The sequence below is a fragment of the Brevundimonas sp. ABV4_179 genome (assembly GCF_056311945.1).
Genome location: NZ_CM149976.1, coordinates 1995159 through 2008994, shown reverse-complemented (window position 1 = coordinate 2008994; position 13836 = coordinate 1995159). Strand labels below are relative to the sequence as shown.

The 13836-nt window shown below is 65.7% G+C and carries 18 protein-coding genes and 2 tRNA genes; 13 read left to right on the top strand and 7 right to left on the bottom strand.

Annotation, left to right across the window (positions count from 1 at the left end; genetic code table 11):
• Positions 1 to 76: 76 nt before the first annotated feature.
• A complete protein-coding gene (locus tag ACYX4P_RS09615) occupies positions 77 to 346 on the bottom strand; it encodes a hypothetical protein (RefSeq protein ID WP_248115976.1) in 270 nt (89 codons plus the stop codon).
• Between the two features lie 81 nt (positions 347 to 427).
• Between ACYX4P_RS09615 and ACYX4P_RS09610 the strand changes: the two genes are divergently transcribed.
• Positions 428 to 502, top strand: a tRNA-Thr gene (locus tag ACYX4P_RS09610).
• 68 nt (positions 503 to 570) lie between these two features.
• Here the strand turns inward: ACYX4P_RS09610 and ACYX4P_RS09605 are convergent.
• The 4 genes from ACYX4P_RS09605 to lipB form a co-directional block, all read right to left on the bottom strand.
• Entirely contained in the window at positions 571 to 1161 is a 591-nt protein-coding gene (locus tag ACYX4P_RS09605; protein WP_248115973.1) for a hypothetical protein, read from the bottom strand.
• A 48-nt stretch (positions 1162 to 1209) separates the two neighbouring features.
• Positions 1210 to 1704 carry a peptide-methionine (R)-S-oxide reductase MsrB gene (msrB, locus tag ACYX4P_RS09600; RefSeq protein WP_248115971.1) on the bottom strand — a complete coding sequence of 165 codons (495 nt, stop codon included), beginning with the start codon at positions 1702 to 1704 and terminating at the stop codon, positions 1210 to 1212.
• Between the two features lie 74 nt (positions 1705 to 1778).
• Positions 1779 to 3263, bottom strand: coding sequence for a hypothetical protein (locus ACYX4P_RS09595; protein ID WP_248115968.1), 1485 nt, complete (start codon positions 3261 to 3263; stop codon positions 1779 to 1781).
• A 129-nt stretch (positions 3264 to 3392) separates the two neighbouring features.
• Complete coding sequence (gene lipB, locus ACYX4P_RS09590; RefSeq protein WP_248115966.1) at positions 3393 to 4109, bottom strand: lipoyl(octanoyl) transferase LipB; 717 nt, start codon at positions 4107 to 4109, stop codon at positions 3393 to 3395.
• A 9-nt stretch (positions 4110 to 4118) separates the two neighbouring features.
• On the opposite strand from lipB, the gene ACYX4P_RS09585 reads away from it, so the two are divergent.
• The 7 genes from ACYX4P_RS09585 (at position 4119) to ACYX4P_RS09555 (ending at position 9483) form a co-directional block, all read left to right on the top strand.
• Positions 4119 to 4427 (top strand): FliM/FliN family flagellar motor switch protein, encoded by a 309-nt coding sequence (locus ACYX4P_RS09585; protein ID WP_248115964.1) that lies wholly within the window; start codon positions 4119 to 4121, stop codon positions 4425 to 4427.
• An 80-nt stretch (positions 4428 to 4507) separates the two neighbouring features.
• Positions 4508 to 4592, top strand: a tRNA-Leu gene (locus ACYX4P_RS09580).
• A gap of 65 nt (positions 4593 to 4657) precedes the next feature.
• Positions 4658 to 6076, top strand: coding sequence for a magnesium transporter (mgtE, locus tag ACYX4P_RS09575; protein ID WP_476069363.1), 1419 nt, complete (start codon positions 4658 to 4660; stop codon positions 6074 to 6076).
• A 168-nt stretch (positions 6077 to 6244) separates the two neighbouring features.
• Complete coding sequence (locus tag ACYX4P_RS09570) at positions 6245 to 7312, top strand: lysozyme (protein ID WP_248115961.1); 1068 nt, start codon at positions 6245 to 6247, stop codon at positions 7310 to 7312.
• A gap of 43 nt (positions 7313 to 7355) precedes the next feature.
• Positions 7356 to 8525, top strand: a complete 1170-nt coding sequence (locus ACYX4P_RS09565) for an isovaleryl-CoA dehydrogenase (RefSeq protein ID WP_248115957.1) — start codon at positions 7356 to 7358, stop codon at positions 8523 to 8525.
• 29 nt (positions 8526 to 8554) lie between these two features.
• Entirely contained in the window at positions 8555 to 8743 is a 189-nt protein-coding gene (locus ACYX4P_RS09560; protein ID WP_248115954.1) for a DUF3008 family protein, read from the top strand.
• Positions 8744 to 8844: 101 nt separating this feature from the next.
• Positions 8845 to 9483 carry an exopolysaccharide biosynthesis protein gene (locus tag ACYX4P_RS09555; RefSeq protein ID WP_248115951.1) on the top strand — a complete coding sequence of 213 codons (639 nt, stop codon included), beginning with the start codon at positions 8845 to 8847 and terminating at the stop codon, positions 9481 to 9483.
• Between the two features lie 251 nt (positions 9484 to 9734).
• On the opposite strand, the gene flaF is transcribed toward ACYX4P_RS09555, so the two are convergent.
• On the bottom strand, positions 9735 to 10097 hold the full coding sequence (flaF, locus tag ACYX4P_RS09550; protein WP_248115949.1) for a flagellar biosynthesis regulator FlaF: 363 nt from the start codon (positions 10095 to 10097) through the stop codon (positions 9735 to 9737).
• A complete protein-coding gene (gene flbT / locus ACYX4P_RS09545; protein ID WP_248115947.1) occupies positions 10057 to 10479 on the bottom strand; it encodes a flagellar biosynthesis repressor FlbT in 423 nt (140 codons plus the stop codon). The genes flaF and flbT overlap by 41 nt, the downstream gene beginning before the upstream one ends.
• Positions 10480 to 10624: 145 nt before the next feature.
• Between flbT and ACYX4P_RS09540 the strand changes: the two genes are divergently transcribed.
• The 5 genes from ACYX4P_RS09540 to ACYX4P_RS09520 all read left to right on the top strand — a co-directional run bounded on the left by ACYX4P_RS09540 (position 10625) and on the right by ACYX4P_RS09520 (position 13836).
• The gene (locus ACYX4P_RS09540) at positions 10625 to 11068 is read left to right on the top strand and encodes a hypothetical protein (RefSeq protein ID WP_248115945.1); all 444 of its coding nucleotides are present in this window, start codon (positions 10625 to 10627) and stop codon (positions 11066 to 11068) included.
• A 16-nt stretch (positions 11069 to 11084) separates the two neighbouring features.
• Positions 11085 to 11279 (top strand): hypothetical protein, encoded by a 195-nt coding sequence (locus tag ACYX4P_RS09535; protein ID WP_248115943.1) that lies wholly within the window; start codon positions 11085 to 11087, stop codon positions 11277 to 11279.
• Between the two features lie 62 nt (positions 11280 to 11341).
• On the top strand, positions 11342 to 12202 hold the full coding sequence (locus ACYX4P_RS09530) for an AAA family ATPase (RefSeq protein WP_476069357.1): 861 nt from the start codon (positions 11342 to 11344) through the stop codon (positions 12200 to 12202).
• A 72-nt stretch (positions 12203 to 12274) separates the two neighbouring features.
• Positions 12275 to 13078, top strand: a complete 804-nt coding sequence (locus tag ACYX4P_RS09525) for a methyltransferase type 11 (protein WP_248115939.1) — start codon at positions 12275 to 12277, stop codon at positions 13076 to 13078.
• Positions 13079 to 13194: 116 nt separating this feature from the next.
• Positions 13195 to 13836 carry a YfbR-like 5'-deoxynucleotidase gene (locus ACYX4P_RS09520; protein WP_374322189.1) on the top strand — a complete coding sequence of 214 codons (642 nt, stop codon included), beginning with the start codon at positions 13195 to 13197 and terminating at the stop codon, positions 13834 to 13836.

The window sequence follows — 13836 nt, the reverse complement described above, 5'->3', positions numbered from 1 at the left end:
ACGCTTCGGGGGGAGGGTTCTGTAGCAAGCCGTCGGGCGCTTGCCAAAGGGCTGGGCGGCGACGCGCCGATGACTTTCAGTTGCTGTCTCTAGGCGCCGCGGGGGTCCGGGCCGGCGCCTTGCGCCGTTTCAGATTGGCGCGAAGGGCGGCGGCCATACGCATGGCCTTCTCGGCCTTGGCGCGCGCCGCCTCGGACTGAGCCGGTTCAGGCGCGACAGCGGTCGATGGAGCGGCCTCGGCCTTGGCCGACGATTCGACGCACGGGGGCGCAGCGGCGGCTGGCGGCGTAACGGCGTCGTGCGGAGAGCGAGTCATGAGCCGCAGAATGCCGCGATCACGGGCCATGTCCAAACTTTCTTTCAGATCGTCAAAAAGCCGCTTCCCTCCCCGGAAGGGTTTGGCTATACGGCCGCTTCCTCAGTCGGGGCCGCCGTAGCTCAGTGGTAGAGCGCATCCTTGGTAAGGCTGAGGTCGTGGGTTCGATTCCCCCCGGCGGCACCATCTGAGAACTGAAAAGGCCCGGCTTTCGCCGGGCCTTTTTGCATTCGGGATCTGTTGTTCCGGTCCGTTCAGTCGAAGGCGGACATTCGGCCTCGGTAGGGATCGCGTTCATCCGAATCGCGATCCTTGCTCCAGCTGAAGCCCATCGACAGCGACTTGCTGGTGGTGTCGCCGCCGTAGCTCCGAGCGCGCACGCCGTAAGGCGAATAATAGCCAGCTCCCGCCAATCCATAACGGCCCGGATAGCCATAGCCATAGCCCCACGGCTCGTTGCGCGCCTCGCGATAAGCCAGGTCCAGCCGTCCGTTCTCGCCGACCGGCATGGAGACCGCCGCGCCATAGGTTCGATAGCCGCCGGTGCCGATACCCGCCTCGACCATTCCATGCATCTGGCGGTCGTCCTGAGGACCAGGCGCAGGCGCCTCTTCGAAGCTGGCTCCCGGCGTGCGGTTCGAAATCCAGTTCTGGATCTGCTGTTCCGTGGTCATGCCATGGGGTTGCGCGTCCTGCGCCGTCGGGGCGGAGAGTGCGGCCTGGGGGGCGGCGTTCATGGCCTGGGCCAGGGTCGGGGCGTTCGTTGGGGCGGTCGCGACCACGCCGTCCGGGTCCTCGCCAGGCGCCATCAGGGCCATGCTTGCCAAGAAACCTGCAATCAGCATTTCGCCTCTCCCTTCGACATCATCCTAGCACGGCGAATACCGCGATGGTCAGGCGATTCCATCGCCGCGCCCCAGAGGATCCGGCAGCGGCTCTCCTTCCGCGACGAACGAGAGGGCCACGGAGTTGATGCAGTAACGATTGCCAGTCGGGGGCGGACCGTCGGGGAAGACATGGCCCTGGTGGCTGCCGCACCTGGCGCATTGGGTCTCGATGCGGATCATGCCGTAGCTTGTGTCTCGGATTTCGTGAACGTGGGTCGCGTCCACCGGCTCGGTGAAGCTGGGCCAACCCGTGCCGCTCTCGAACTTGGTGCGGCTGCGGAACAGCGGCAGGCCGCACTCGCGGCAACAGAACACGCCGGCCCGCTTTTCGCCCAGCAGCGTACCGCAGAACGGCGCCTCGGTGCCGTGCGACAGCAGGACGCGCTTCTCTTCGGGGTTCAGGTCCGCTTCCAGCCGGGCGCGTTCCTCGGCGTCGGGCGGCGTCAAATCGTAGCCCGAAGGCGAGTGCAGGATTTCGGTGTGGGCGGCGAGATCGGTCATGGTCTGCAAATGGGAAGGGGCGGGCCGAGGTTCCACCCCTGCCCGCCCTTGCGCCTCACACAACGATGCGAAGATTACTGGAACAGCGTTCTGACCCAGGCGCGCACGGCCGCTTCGTCGGTCGCGTCGCCGGTGTAGGCCAGACCTTGGGCCGGGGCGAAGGGCGCGTCATTGCCGCGCTGGCGCGTCGTCCAGGCCTTATGGCCATAAGTCAGCTCGGCATAGTTCGACGGCAGGCGCAGCACGGTGGGCTCGATGAAGATCGAATCCTCGGCCGTGACCGATCCTGCCAACCGCACGTTCGGAAGGCGCGTCAGCAGGTCCAGCGTGTCCAGGCAGCCGCTGGTGCACCCGCCGTCCACCAGAACCACCACCGGCCCGGCGACCGGGTTGGCGGCGCCCGTGTCGGCCACGGACGGACGTCCCGGCAGGGTGAAGGTCGCCTGATTGGCGGCCAGGGCCGAATCGAAGGCGGCGACGATGGCCTGGGTCTGTTCGATCACAGGCCCGGATTCGGCGACGAAGCGGGGATCGGCCTGCATCCGGGTCAGGGTGTCGACGAACCACTGACGGTTGGCCTGGGTGGCGCGATAGGTGATCGAGCCGGCCTCAGGCTGGCGGCTGACGGTGAACTCGGGCGTCCAGATGCGGTTGGCCAACCCATAGCCGCGCCCCGTGGCGTTCAGCGATGCGCCGTTCGCGCCGCGCAGGTCGATGACCAGGCCTTGCGGCCCGCGAATGGCGGGAAGCTGCGCCTCGACAGAAGCGAAGAAGGCGTCCCAACCGGCGTCGTCCGCCAGGGTGTGGACGTTGATCCAAGGCCGCCCGTTCACCGTCTCGATCGACAGCGGATTGGCGCCGGGCACATAGACGGTGGCGCGATAGGCGGCCTCAAGGCCGGCGGCGTCGGCTGGCTGCGGCTGCATCTGGAAATCGCGGTCGCGACGGCCGACCTTGAAGGTGCACAGCGACGGCACGCCTCCGGTGAAGGGATTGTTGCGGTTCCACAGCAGATAGGGCGCGGTGCGGACGCGACCGGCCTCGGTGGTCAGATCGCCTTCCCAGCGGTCCAGCCGCTCCTCGGCCAGCTGGGCTGCGGTCTTGTCGCCGCACTTGACCAGGGTCGCCCCGACCGGCGGAAGGTTGCGCACGCCAGGCTTGGCGTAGGAGACCACATATTCGCCGTTGCGCCAGGCCGTGGCCACGCCCGGCCAGCTGGTGGCGAAGAACGGCCCCAGACCTTCATAGGTCGGGCGGATGGCGATGTTCGAATCGCGGAAACCGTTGGCGTAGTAGCGCATCAGATAGGCGTGGCTGTCGCCGCTGTTGACCTGCCCCACCTTGCCTTTGGCCTGGGCCAGGCCCGCGTCGATCCAGCTGCGGAAGGCTTCGCCGGGCGCGCCGGGAATCACGGCGGCGGGATGGTTCGCAGCGAGGGCGTCGTGGGCGGCCTGGAGATCCTGCTGGGCCAGGGCGCGGAAGTCCTGGGCGACAGCCGAGCCAGCAGCGACGGTCAGCGACAGAACGGCGGCCGATGCGGCGGCGATCATGCGGTTCATGGGGTTTCCTGCGGTCTTCTCAAAGGTAAACGCTTGGACAGCGTTAAACCCCATGCGTCCCGGGCTTGCCAAGCCCGCACGACCTGATTTCGCCGCATTGTCACATGCGACCCAGGGATGCAGCGCGGCTCAGACCGGCGCGCTCGCGGTCGTCACCGGCCCGAACAACGAAACGAAGCTGCGCCGCAGCGCCGCGTCCGCCTCGTCCAGCGTGGCCAGGACGCCCAGATCGACCAGACTGGTCACGCCATGCTCCTGAATGCCGCAAGGCACAATGCCGCCGAAATGATCCAGGTCCGGTTCGACGTTCAGACTGATCCCATGGAAGCTGACCCATTTGCGGACCTTGACGCCGATCGCCGCGATCTTGTCCTCGCGCGACCAGCCGGGCCCTTTGCGCTCCACCCAGACCCCGACCCGGCCCGGCCGAACGTCAGCGATGACGCCGAAGTCGGACAGGGCGCCGATCAGCCACAGCTCCAGTCCGCGCACGAAGCAGCGCACGTCCCTGCCCCGTCGGTTCATGTCCAGCATGACATAGCAGACCCGCTGCCCCGGCCCGTGATAGGTGAACTGCCCTCCGCGCCCCGTGCGGTGGACGGGGAAGCGGCCGGCGTCCAGCAAGTCCTCGTCCTTGGCCGAGACCCCGGCGGTGTAGAGCGGCGGGTGTTCCAGCAGCCAGACCATCTCGGACGCCTCGCCCGCCGCGATGGCCGCGACCCGCGCCTCCATGAAGGCCTCGGCGGCGGCATAGTCGACATAGCCGTCGGACACCGCCCATTCGACGGGCCGGCCGTCGTCGAGGCGCAGTTTCTGAAGGGACGAACTTAACGGCTCAGCAAGCATGAGGCTTCAATGTGGGCGCGAAGGCGTTTCCGCAAGGGACGGCCTTTCCGTGACCGAGAGCTTTTCGTGACCCAGATCAACGCCGTCGATGTCGAAATCTCAGTCGTCCTGGGGCGTTCGGTGCTGCCGATGTCGCAACTGCTGCGCATGGGACGCGGCGCGGTGATTCCTCTGGACGTGGCTGAGGGCGACGAGGTTTGGATCCTGGCCAACAACTATCCCGTGGCGCGCGGCGAGATCGAGATTCGCGACGACCGCATCGCGATCACGGTCACCCGCCAGGCCGATGTCTATGACTTCATGGCCGGGTCGGCCTGAAATCGGCGCCTTCAATACGCCGCTCAATTCGCCCTTTCCTTTTCCAACGGCTTCGTCTATTCGCCGCCGCTCCGATGCGAGCGGTCGTGGCGGAATTGGTAGACGCGCAGCGTTGAGGTCGCTGTGGGGCAACCCGTGGAAGTTCGAGTCTTCTCGACCGCACCATCTGGCTAAACAGGGCGATTCATCGGCTAACTCCGGCTGGACACACTACCAAGGAAGGCGACAACGTGAGCACCACGGACAACGCCTTCGCGCCAGCCGAAGCGCCTGATACCGAAGACCACGCCGCCCTGGACGAGGACTATGTCCTCACCCCGGCCTTCGTCGAAAAAGTCGTGGACGCCGCCGACGACGGCGACGGGATGCGGCTGCGTTCCCTGCTGGAAGACCTGCACCCCGCCGATGTCGCCGACCTGATGGGCTTCCTGACGGCCGAGCATCGCGCGGTCGTGGTCCTGTGGCTGCCGACGGAGCTTCTGGCCGAGACCCTGCCGGAACTGGACGACGGCATCCGCGAGGAGGTGCTGGAGCGCGTGCCGCATGGCACCCTCGCAGAGGCCCTGCAGGAACTGGACTCCGACGACGCCGCCGCTGTCGTGGAGGATCTGGAGGACGATCAGCGCGAGCGCGTGCTGGCCGCCATGCCCGAGGTCGACCGGGCCGCTATCGAAAGCAGCCTGGGCTACGCCGAGGAATCGGCCGGTCGCCTGATGCAGCGCGAAGTGATGGCCGCGCCCCAGTTCTGGAGCGTGGGCGACACCATCGACCACATCCGCAAGCAGGGCGACGATCTGCCCGAACTGTTCTTCGACATCTATGTGGTCGATCCGGTCAACCGGCCGGTCGGCGGCGTGGCCATCAGCGCTCTTTTGCGCGCGCCCCGCAGCGCGGCCCTGACAGATCTGATGGAGCCGGTGAACGAGATTACCGTCGATCAGGACCAGGAAGAGGTCGCCTATATCTTCGAGAAATACCACCTGATCTCGGCGCCGGTCGTCGATGCCGGCGGTCGGCTGGTCGGCCAGATCACCGTCGATGACATCGTCAACATCATTCAGGAAGAGAACCGCGAGGACATCCTGCGTCTGGCCGGTGTTGCCGACGAGGATCGCGGATCGTCGGTGCCAGAGATTGTGCGCGGTCGCGTGCCCTGGCTGGCCATCAACCTGGCCACGGCTGCGGCGGGCGCCAGCGTCATCGGCCTATTCGAGGCGACCATCCAGCAGATCGTGGCCCTGGCCGTCCTGATGCCCATCGTCTCGGCCATCGGCGGCAATGCGGGCACCCAGGCGCTGACCGTGACTGTGCGGGCGCTGGCGACGCGCGAACTGAACTCGGCCAACGCCATGCGGACCTTCCTGCGCGAACTGGTTGTGGGTCTGGCCAACGGCCTGATCCTGGCGCCTCTGATCGGCGTCGCTGCCGGATTCTGGTTCCGGGACGAGGACTGGAAGATCGGCCTGGTCATCGGCGCGGCCATGATCCTGAACCTCTTGGTCGCCGCCATCATAGGGGTGCTGACGCCGTTGACCCTGTCCAAGCTGAAGTTCGACCCGGCCGTGTCTTCGGCCGTCTTCGTCACGGCGACCACCGATTTCTTCGGCTTCCTGATCTTCCTTGGTCTGGCCACACTGGTCCTGCTCTAGACCGGGCGCGATCCAGCGTCCGGCGCGGCCCTTGCTGAGGACGGTGCGAACGCCACGCGCCTGTCTTTAATTGGGTCACCTGTGTCCGACGTCCTAGCCAAACCGACCAGAGTCTCCCGCGAAGGGGTCCTTCTGATCAAGAGCTTCGAAGGGTTCCGCCCTCGGGCCATGCTCCGTAGCGACGGCCGCTGGGTCATCGGCTATGGTCACACCCATTCCGCACGCGAAGGCGCGGCGGTGTCGGAGGCTGAGGCTGAGCTTCTGATGCAGTACGACCTGTTGCCGGTGGTCAAGGCGGTGGCCGACCATGTGAAGGCGCCCCTGAACCAGCACCAGTTCGACGCCCTGGCCAGCTTCGCCTTCTCCATAGGCGCAGAACGGTTCGCGACCTCGGACGTGGTGGCGCAACTGAACGCCGGCCAGGCGGGACAGGCCGCCGCCGCGATAAGCGCTTGGGCGGACGACGCCGCCGCCGAAAAACCCACGCGCCGCCGCTCGGCCGAACACGCCCTGTTCAACGCCGCGCCCGGCGCCCCCGTCACCCTGGCCGATTTGCTGGCCGCGCCTCTACCGTCTCCTTTCGAGACATCGCCGACCGCCCTGCCCGCCGTCGACGGCGCTCTGGACGAGACCGTGGCGCCCTTCCCTGTGGTCGAAGAGGCCGCCGAAACGACTGCGACGCCCGCGCCGCTGGCCCAAGCGACCTATGCCGCCAAGACCGTCGGCCCTCTCGCCGAAATCGCCCCCCTGACCAGCCAAACGGTCGAAGCCCCCCCTATCATCGCGGCGAACGACCTGCATGATCCGCTGATTGGGCAGCCGGTCGAGAACGCACCGACCGGATTCGCGCCCGAACCTTCCAGCGTCGTGCTGACCGCCCCCGGTCTGGCCGCCGAAGCCACAGCCGCCGCCGCGCCTACACCCGCCGATCCCGCCCTGACGGCGCTCGATCCCGACTTCACGCCGCCCGATCAGGCGCTGGGGGTGCGCGAGGTCGTGGCCCGCGCCAAGGCGTCTCGGCGCGCGGGTTTGGGCGAACTGGTCACCTTCTTCGCCATGGGCGCGCTGGGCATGGTGTCGCTGGGGGTCGCCGCCGCCGCCTTTCAGCGCGCTTCGGCCACGCGTAGCGGCGACACGGCGACGGTGGCCTGGGTCCTGGCTCTGATCGCGGTCGCCTGCATCGGGGTGTCGGCCTACAACCTCTATCGCCGCTGGGGGCGTCCCGACCGCTACTGACGGCGCTTGGCGAAGACCCGTGCGCAATGCTACCCCGTTGCGCATGAGCATTCCCTTCGCGCCCCAATCCATGGAATTCGGCCTTGGCGAAAACGCCGACGCCATTCGCGATACCACGGCCCGCTGGGCCGCCGATCGTCTGGCCCCTCTGGCGGCCGAGATCGACGAGAAGAACGAATTCAAGCGCGAGCTGTGGCCCGAGATGGGCGACCTGGGCCTGCACGGCATCACCGTCGAGGAAGAGTTCGGCGGCCTGGGCCTGGGCTATCTGGAACACGTGGTGGCGATGGAGGAGGTCAGCCGCGCCTCCGCCTCGATCGGCCTGAGCTACGGCGCCCACTCCAACCTGTGCGTCAACCAAATCCGCCGCTGGGGAACGCCTGAACAGAAGCAGAAATACCTGCCCAAACTGATCAGCGGCGAACACGTCGGCTCCCTGGCCATGTCCGAGGCCGGGTCGGGTTCGGACGTCATGTCCATGAGGACCCGCGCGGATCGCAGGGGCGACCGCTATGTTCTGAACGGAACCAAGTTCTGGATCACCAACGCGCCCCACGCCGACACCCTGGTCGTCTATGCCAAGACCGATCCCGAGGCCGGATCAAAGGGTTGCACCGCTTTCCTTATCGAAAAGGGCATGAAGGGCTTCAGCGTCTCCAAGAAACTGGACAAGATGGGGATGCGGGGCTCGGACACCGCCGAACTGGTTTTCGAGGACTGCGAAGTGCCGGAAGAGAACATCATGGGCCCGCTCGGCGGCGGCGCGGGTGTGCTGATGAGCGGCCTGGACTACGAGCGCGCTGTTCTGTCCGCCGGCCCCTTGGGCATCATGCAGGCGGCGCTGGATGTCGTTTTGCCCTACGTCCGCGACCGCAAGCAGTTCGGCAAGCCGATCGGCTCCTTCCAACTGATGCAGGGCAAGGTGGCCGACATGTATGTCGCCCTGAACAGCGCGCGGGCCTATGTCTACTCGGTCGCTCGCGCCTGCGACGCCGGGCTGACCACACGCTATGACGCGGCGGGCGCGATCCTGCTGGCGTCGGAGAACGCGGTGAAGGTGTCGCTAGAGGCCGTTCAAGCACTGGGCGGCGCCGGCTACACCAAGGAATGGCCGGTCGAACGCCTGGTTCGCGACGCCAAGCTCTACGACATCGGCGCGGGCACCAATGAAATTCGTCGCTTCCTGATCGGGCGGGAACTGCTGGGCGGCTGACGGCTTGTCTCCGCCAGAGGAGACATCCGATGCCCGCAAAATCCGCAGCCCAGCAAAAGGCCGCCGGCGCCGCCTTATCGGCCAAACGCGGCGACACGCCCAAATCCAAGCTGCAGGGCGCGTCCAAGTCCATGGTCGACAGCATGACCGAGGGTCAGTTGGAGGACCTGGCGCATACCAAGCGCAAGGGAAAGCCAGACCACGTGGCGGAAAAATAGTCGCATTTCGTGATTATTCGACCGCGTCGCCCTTCTGTAAGTGGCGGTGAAACCGTTGCGCGCCTAGATGGCTCGAACCTTTCAGCCGAGCGCCTTTCCTGATGCCCGCCCCACCGCCTGAAAACGACGACCTGCGGCGTTTTTCCGACGTTCTGGAGGAAATTGGGGAGAGTCCCGATCCCAAGCTGAAGCTGGAGGAACTGGTCGCGGCTTTCGGCGAACGCGGCTTCGGCGCCATGATCCTGATTCTGTCGATGCTGGCCCTGCTGCCTTGGCCGCCAGGCGGCAAGGCGGTGTTCGCCGTGCCGATCATCCTGATGTCTCTGGAGCTGGCGTTTCAGCGCGACGCCATCTGGCTGCCCCGTTGGGCGCTGAACGCCTCAATCAGCCGTCCGGCCTATCGCGCCGGCGTGTCGCGCATAATGAAGGTGGTGCGCTATGTCGAAAACCTGACACGGCCGCGCATTCCTTTCCTGACGGGCGAAATCGCCGACACCGTAACGGGCCTGGTCTGCGTCGTTCTGGCGCTGATTATGGCCCTGCCCATACCGTTCGGCGACGCCCTGCCCGGCATCGCCTTGGTCTTCTTCGCCCTGGGCATGATGCAGCGGGACGGCGTGGCCATCCTGCTGGGCGCCGCCGCGTCCGGCGCCTGCGGCCTTTACCTGTTCCTGATTTGGCGCACGGTGATCGAGGTCACCCACCATGCGGCAAGCTGGATGGCCCAGATCTTTCACTGACCGGACAAAGCAAAAGGGCCGCCGGATCGCTCCGACAGCCCTTCATTGCCTGATCGCAGAGGATCAGGCCGCAACGTCAGTCTGAAAGGATCAGACCAGGGCCTTCCCGAGGCCCAGGGTCGCGGCCGTCGCTCGCGATTGATGACAATGAGACACTGGATCACCTCCTTTCGACTGTTGAACAGGGAGGTTGAACGTAAGCCGTCTCAGCGCCTTGCGCCAATAGGCTTCGCGTTTTCGTGAAGTCGCCTTCAGGCCGCCTGCGCGGCGCCGGCCAGGCCCTGCATGATCATGCGATTGATGTCGATCAGTTCCTGGAACGTCTCCTCGCCCCGCATCACCGCAGAAGAGTGACGATTGACGAACAGGCTAAGCGAAATGATCTGGGCCCGGACGGGATTGGCCAACGCATTGCCGGAGTCGCTGCAGTCGCCGGCCAAGGCCGACCACAGCCGCCGATTCCAATCCAGGGCGTCGATTCGGCCGGCGATGTCCGAGGGATCCAGCGTGGAGGCGTGAACCAGCGCGCGCGTGACCTGACCGAACAAACGGTACTCCAGGTCGCGCGGGCTCTCAGCCCTCGCTGTCGCCGCTGTGTAGGCCTGAAGCGACATTCAGCACTCTCTCTTCATACTCGACAATCTTACGCGCCGACATCAGGGCCTTATAGTATTCGCGCGCCAGCACGTGACGCGAGGCCGACACACACTCCGCCAATATGTCGGGGTTCTGCGTCGCGCCCATGAATTCTGTGATCCGAAGCGCCAGTTCGTCGTAGAATTTGGCGGCCCCGCTCTCATCCAGATACATCATCATGATCGGGAAATAGATGCGGCGTGCGGGCGTGACGACGTCCTCGGCCTGCATGATGTCCTTTTCCCGCAGCACGCTGGCGCGGTTCTGCAGGATCAGCACGCCGCGACGGTCGCCGTTCTGAACCACGGCCCCGTTCAAAACGAATTTCTCGCCGGGTTTCAGCGACAGCTTCAGGGCCATTGAGGACCGACTCCAGGCAGCGTCCCCAAGGACAGGCTTGATAGGCTCAACCCTACCCCCTCATCGGTTAACCATCTCTTGTGCGACAGCGCGACGGGAACACCTATCGCCGACACGGCGTTTGCCTGTGACAGAGGAGGCGACCATGCCGGACAACGATTATCAGGACGATCAGGAACAGTCGGAGACCTTCGACGAAACCCACCTGGACGACGAGGGCGACGGCGATTTCCTGCTCGACGAGGCCGATCAGGTTCTGGATGTCACCCAGGCCGAAGGTGACGCCGACGAAGAGGAATTCGACCCCGACGCCGAGATCGATCTGGACGACCAGCTCGCTTTGGATGGGATCGAACGCGAGGCCGACGCCCTGCTCGGCGTGGATGGCGAGAACCGCAGCCAGCTGGACGCCGACGGGGACCCTGCGTCCGCCCCCGACGAGGTCGAACTGGTCTATTCCGGCTTGATGGAGAATGAACGCGGCGCCCAGGCCAGCGCCGCCCATTGGGAAGCCAAACGTCTGTCCGACGACGATATCTCCGACCTGGGCTACGGCCCGGACGGCGATCAGGACAGCGCCGCGCGATAACAGAGAGGATCAAGCCATGGATCACGAAAAAGCCCGCAACGACGCCCACTCCGACGCGCCCCACGCCAAGCGTACGGAAGGCCAGGTCGAGAAGCCCGATCAACTCGACAAGATCGACCAGTCCGAGAGCCGCCAGGAAGCCCTGGTCGACGAGGGTCTGGAAGAGACCTTCCCCGCCAGCGACCCGGTTTCGGCCAAACGCATCACCTGATCGCTGTTCACGTCGATGGCGATACGCTACCCACTTCGTGGAAACACGGAGTGGGTTATTTCATGAGCCGTTTCGAAGGCACCGACCGCTATATCGCAACCGACGACCTGAAGGTGGCGGTCAATGCCGCCGTGGCGCTGGAGCGTCCGCTGCTGATCAAGGGCGAGCCGGGCACGGGCAAGACGGTTCTGGCCTATGAGATCGCCAAGGCCTTCGACGCCCCGCTGATCACCTGGCACGTCAAGTCCACGACCAAGGCCCACAACGGCCTATATGAATACGACGCCGTCAGCCGCCTTCGCGACAGCCAGCTGAGCGAAGAGCGCGTCCATGATGTCCGCAACTATCTGAAGAAGGGAAAGCTCTGGGAGGCCTTCACCGCCCCCGTGCGGCCCGTCCTGCTGATCGACGAAATCGACAAGGCCGACATCGAGTTCCCGAACGACCTGCTTCAGGAACTGGACCGGATGGAATTCTACGTCCAGGAAACCGACGAGACGATCCGCGCCGAGGTTCGGCCCATAGTCATCATCACATCGAACAATGAAAAGGAACTGCCGGACGCTTTCCTGCGTCGCTGCTTCTTCCACTTCATCCGGTTCCCCGACGCCGACACGTTGTCGGCCATCGTCGAGGTCCACTTCCCCGGCATCAAGCCGCGCCTGGTGTCAGAGGCGCTGAAGACCTTCTACGAAATCCGCGACACGCCGGGGCTGAAGAAGAAGCCGTCCACATCCGAATTGCTGGACTGGCTGAAACTGCTGCTGGTCGAAGACATCGACGCCGAAACCCTGCGCGAAAAGACACCCAATCGTCTGATCCCGCCGCTTCACGGCGCGCTTCTGAAGAACGAGCAGGACGTGCATCTGTTCGAACGGCTGGCCTTCCTGAACCGACGTGAAGGCGCGCGTCCCGGCGGTTAACCCCGCCTTACCGCGATTTCACTGGAACGACGAACCACAGCGCGCAGAATAGGGACCAAGAGAGGTTCGACCATGCGTCATGTCCTGATTTGTCTTGCCCTCGCGACCAGCTTGGCCGCCTGCGACGGCGAGAACTCGGTGCAGATCACCACCACCCAGTCCAGCGACGATCAAAAGACCGGCGTTCTGAAGGTGATCGACACCCTGCAATGCCCGGACAATCTGGGCGTCCTGACCCGAAAGGGTTTGGCGGCGGCGGGCGGCGCCAACTGCGTCTATGGCGGTCCAAAGGGGTCGGATGTCGTCCTGCATCTGGTCCGACTGGACGGCCGCCCGGTCGATGACGTCCTGCGCGACTTCGAAGACCGCGTCAGCGCCGAACTGCCGACGACTTCCGCCCGACTGGCCCCCTCGCCTGCCGCAGAGGCGGCGCCGGCCGCCGCCGCGAACGGCGAAGAGACCGCTTCGGTTCAGGCGCCGGGCGTCAACATCCAGACCCGGGGCGAGGACGCCTCGGTGCGCCTGCCCGGCCTGCGGATCGAAACCCAGGGCGACAACGCCAGCGTCCGCATCGGCGGCATCAACATTCGGTCCAAGGACGATCAGAACACCCGCACCGAAACCTCGACGGTCAGCGTGGACTCCAACGAAAAGTCGACGCGCGTACGAACGCGCGCGCCGGGTGCAGCGACGCGCATGACCTACATCCTGTCCGACGACCAGCCCGCAGCCGCCGGCTGGCGCCGCGTCGGGTTCGAGGCGCGCGGCCCCGCCGGCGGCCCCATCGTCATCGCCGTGGTCCGTTCCAAGGACCGTCGCGACGGCGGGGTGTTCGACGACGCTCGCGATCTGGTCGCGCTGAACGTCGGCCGCTGAGGCCGCCCGAAAACCGCATCACGGTGCGGGATAGTTGGCCGGATCGATGGGCGACGCTTGATCCCGGCGCGTCTTTGCGCCACCTGACCGTCCCGTAAGCGATCAGGACACGTCCCTTGGCCGAGCGCCCCCCCAAGAAGAACGCCCCCCGGGCCTGGCAACGCATGCTGTCGGGCCGCCGCCTGGACCTGCTCGACCCCTCGCCCTTCGATATCGAGATCGAGGACATCGCCCACGGCCTGGCTCGTGTCGCACGCTGGAATGGCCAAACCATCGGCGAACACGCCTTTTCGGTCGCTCAGCACAGCGTGGTGGTCGAGGAGATCGCGGCGCACATCAAGCCAGGCCTGGACCCGAAATGGCGCCTCGCCGCCCTGCTGCACGACGCCTCCGAATATGTGATCGGCGACATGATCTCGCCCTTCAAAGCCGCGCTGGGCTCGGGCTACAAGGATTTCGAGGCCAAGCTGGAGGCCGCAATCCACCTGCGCTACGGCCTGCCGCCCAAGACGCCGCAGACCATCAAGACCCTGATCAAGAAGGCCGACAAGGCCTGCGCCTTCTTCGAAGCAACGCAGTTGGCCGGTTTCACCGAAAAGGAATCCCTGGGCTTCTTCGGCAGCCCGCCCGCCGGCTACAGCCTGGTGATCGAGCCGCAGCCCGCCCCTGTCGCCCAAGCGCGCTATCTGGAGCGTTATCGCGTCCTGGCCGGAGCGGTCGGCCTGATCGCCGCCGATGACGCCTGGCACACGGAATAA

What these genes read in the sequence shown, in the direction of transcription:
- msrB (WP_248115971.1), bottom strand. Translation starts at nt 1,704, where the DNA reads ATGACCGATCTCGCCGCCCACACCGAAATCCTGCACTCGCCTTCGGGC.
- ACYX4P_RS09615 (WP_248115976.1), bottom strand. Translation starts at nt 346, where the DNA reads ATGGCCCGTGATCGCGGCATTCTGCGGCTCATGACTCGCTCTCCGCAC.
- ACYX4P_RS09595 (WP_248115968.1), bottom strand. Translation starts at nt 3,263, where the DNA reads ATGAACCGCATGATCGCCGCCGCATCGGCCGCCGTTCTGTCGCTGACC.
- ACYX4P_RS09570 (WP_248115961.1), top strand. Translation starts at nt 6,245, where the DNA reads ATGCTCCGTAGCGACGGCCGCTGGGTCATCGGCTATGGTCACACCCAT.
- lipB (WP_248115966.1), bottom strand. Translation starts at nt 4,109, where the DNA reads ATGCTTGCTGAGCCGTTAAGTTCGTCCCTTCAGAAACTGCGCCTCGAC.
- ACYX4P_RS09605 (WP_248115973.1), bottom strand. Translation starts at nt 1,161, where the DNA reads ATGCTGATTGCAGGTTTCTTGGCAAGCATGGCCCTGATGGCGCCTGGC.
- ACYX4P_RS09565 (WP_248115957.1), top strand. Translation starts at nt 7,356, where the DNA reads ATGAGCATTCCCTTCGCGCCCCAATCCATGGAATTCGGCCTTGGCGAA.
- ACYX4P_RS09585 (WP_248115964.1), top strand. Translation starts at nt 4,119, where the DNA reads ATGTGGGCGCGAAGGCGTTTCCGCAAGGGACGGCCTTTCCGTGACCGA.
- ACYX4P_RS09530 (WP_476069357.1), top strand. Translation starts at nt 11,342, where the DNA reads ATGAGCCGTTTCGAAGGCACCGACCGCTATATCGCAACCGACGACCTG.
- ACYX4P_RS09555 (WP_248115951.1), top strand. Translation starts at nt 8,845, where the DNA reads ATGCCCGCCCCACCGCCTGAAAACGACGACCTGCGGCGTTTTTCCGAC.
- flaF (WP_248115949.1), bottom strand. Translation starts at nt 10,097, where the DNA reads ATGTCGCTTCAGGCCTACACAGCGGCGACAGCGAGGGCTGAGAGCCCG.
- ACYX4P_RS09525 (WP_248115939.1), top strand. Translation starts at nt 12,275, where the DNA reads ATGCGTCATGTCCTGATTTGTCTTGCCCTCGCGACCAGCTTGGCCGCC.
- ACYX4P_RS09535 (WP_248115943.1), top strand. Translation starts at nt 11,085, where the DNA reads ATGGATCACGAAAAAGCCCGCAACGACGCCCACTCCGACGCGCCCCAC.
- ACYX4P_RS09560 (WP_248115954.1), top strand. Translation starts at nt 8,555, where the DNA reads ATGCCCGCAAAATCCGCAGCCCAGCAAAAGGCCGCCGGCGCCGCCTTA.
- flbT (WP_248115947.1), bottom strand. Translation starts at nt 10,479, where the DNA reads ATGGCCCTGAAGCTGTCGCTGAAACCCGGCGAGAAATTCGTTTTGAAC.
- ACYX4P_RS09540 (WP_248115945.1), top strand. Translation starts at nt 10,625, where the DNA reads ATGCCGGACAACGATTATCAGGACGATCAGGAACAGTCGGAGACCTTC.